Origin of the sequence: Micromonospora sp. B11E3, from assembly GCF_039871625.1 — a bacterium.
Taxonomy (GTDB): Bacteria; Actinomycetota; Actinomycetes; order Mycobacteriales; family Micromonosporaceae; genus Micromonospora.
The window spans coordinates 1-2,166 of the sequence record NZ_JBDPMC010000185.1 but is presented as its reverse complement, the minus strand read 5'-3'; the positions used below and the strand labels follow the sequence as shown (position 1 = coordinate 2,166).

Here is a 2,166-nt window from a genome sequence, read left to right as displayed (position 1 = left end):
CTCAAACTCCAAGTACCAAGCCCGCGGACCCAACGTAGACCGGCATAGCTACAAAGCCACCATCGCGATCGACATCATCACAAACCATTGCGAAACACCCGCCGGACCTTAACCGAGCGGCGTTGCCTCTACTCCGGTCCACGCCAGTGCGGCGTGCGTCCCGTGCACATAATGTGTCACGTGACACCCGTGACGGTCAAGAGGTTTGGCCACACGAGTGTCATGTGACGCCTGTCTCGCCTGATCAGCCCGTGACGGCTACGATCAGCGCATGGCCCACGACCCAGACGACAAGCGAGCCCTGTTCCAACAGGTCGTCGACGACATCCTCGACCAGATCCGCGACGGACGCCTCAACCCCAACGACCCACTACCGTCCGCCCGCAAGATGGCCGACCTCTACGGCGTGGCCTCCATGACCGCCCAACGCGCCCTACGCGAACTCCAACACCGGCGCATCACCTACAGCGTCGCCGGCAAAGGCACCTTCGTACACCCCGACGCCTTCGACCTCCTACGCGGCGGTGTCCTCCGCGAACCCATCGACGACCCCGACCTGCGCCGCCGAGTCGCCGCCTACCTCGCCGACCAACAGGCCATCACAATCCGCTACCACCACGCCCGCACCGCCGACGACAAAAACGCAGCCCTACACGACCTGCTGCGCCACGCCGACACCAACAGCGACCTCATCGACGAAGTGACCAAATACCAGGCCGACCGAGGCAACTTCGCCCAGCAGCCCGAACACCTCCAACGGGCCAGCGACGGCGACCAGCCCTCGCCGCCCGCCAAGCGTCCCCGTAGCAGCCGCGACCGCGCACCGAAGCAGTAAGCCAGCCGGACCAAGGCCCTCGACCAAGATCCGACTGGCTCAAAACTGCTCTACAGGATCAAGACGGCCCGGCCTGTCGGCCTGGCCGCGCGCACGCGCTACGGCCTACGGCCCCGCGCGCACGCCCACCGACACCAGGGCGGCCACCACCGAGGGCTGACCGAGTCGGCGCTGAGGCCGTGACGATCGCTCAACCACGGAGCCAACCTGTGGTTCCGGCGATCGACGCCGTACCGCTACGCGGCACGCCACCGCAACTTCGGCCCAGCATGCGCCAGCACCAAGAAACGAGGCGCACTACCACTACCCCTACCGTAGCCATCAATCCATGCACATGTGATGCACATCTTTGACGGCAACCCCGACGGCAACGCAGACCAACCACCAACGACCCGTAGGACCGACCGACACGCTCCGCATACGCGAAAGTCTCGCGCCACAGCCACCCAACACACATTACTGAGACAGCCCGCTCCCGTTTACTTCGACCGAAGGGCATAGGTCTCGATGTCGTCCAGGGCATCCTGAGCGATTCCTCCGAACGCGGAGCTTTGCATTAAGTCCTGTAATACAGGCAGCACAGCTTTCCGATTGACTTCCCGGTGTATACGAGCGAGGTGCCCCAGGCACGTGATTGCTAATGATCGCACCTGCATTTCGATGTCATCGTCTGCAACCACATCTAACAAGATATTTTCAACCCAAGCACGATCCGGGTCATGGTAGGTGAGGGACAGTAACGCATCAGTCGCCTCCGCGAGACCATTACCATGAACGGCGGCGAGCATCGCTGCACGCCAAGCGGGATCAGGTTGCACTGGATCCATCAACGGATGTTCCCCTTACGATCGACAAGTCCGCCTCGGCGCAACGCGTTCTGCATGTCGACATGCAGAGCACCCCACGGCCTGACATGTCCATGCCAGATGTTGTTTACCCCGCCGGCGCCGTCACACCCGCATGCTGCTTGGCGTGTCCGGTCGAGTACGACGATCTCACCGCTATCCCTATCAACTCCGACGCGTCTGGGCGACGTCCCCTTTACCTGGACCGAATTCTCCAAGGCAGCCTGACCATTTGTCGGCTCAGCACTGTTCATTCCGCGCGAAGTGCTGCGAGCGGTCGCCCCGTGCTTTCCGCCAGCCTCGTAAATGTCCTCGCCGCAGTTGTGCACCAGCACCGGCGTATTGCCAGCCAGCACATAGTGGCTCTTCGAACTTAAGCGGGGTTGAGGTGTCCGCGGTGGCGTCGCGTGGTGGTGGTGCGGGTGCGTAGGCGTTGGTTTTCGGGGTTTCGGAAGCCGTAGGCGTCGCGGGCGATGGTTTTGATAA

Annotated in this window: 2 protein-coding genes; one reads left to right on the top strand and one right to left on the bottom strand. The window is 62.7% G+C overall.

Annotated features, from left to right (window positions below):
• Positions 1-271: 271 nt before the first annotated feature.
• Positions 272-835 (top strand): GntR family transcriptional regulator, encoded by a 564-nt coding sequence (locus ABGB16_RS33535; RefSeq protein WP_347672067.1) that lies wholly within the window; start codon positions 272-274, stop codon positions 833-835.
• A 479-nt stretch (positions 836-1,314) separates the two neighbouring features.
• Here the strand turns inward: ABGB16_RS33535 and ABGB16_RS33530 are convergent, their stop codons facing one another.
• Positions 1,315-1,662 carry a hypothetical protein gene (locus ABGB16_RS33530; RefSeq protein WP_347672066.1) on the bottom strand — a complete coding sequence of 116 codons (348 nt, stop codon included), beginning with the start codon at positions 1,660-1,662 and terminating at the stop codon, positions 1,315-1,317.
• Positions 1,663-2,166: the final 504 nt, after the last annotated feature.

Coding starts and splice junctions, on each gene's coding strand:
- ABGB16_RS33535 (WP_347672067.1), top strand. CDS start 272: ATGGCCCACGACCCAGACGACAAGCGAGCCCTGTTCCAACAGGTCGTC.
- ABGB16_RS33530 (WP_347672066.1), bottom strand. CDS start 1,662: ATGGATCCAGTGCAACCTGATCCCGCTTGGCGTGCAGCGATGCTCGCC.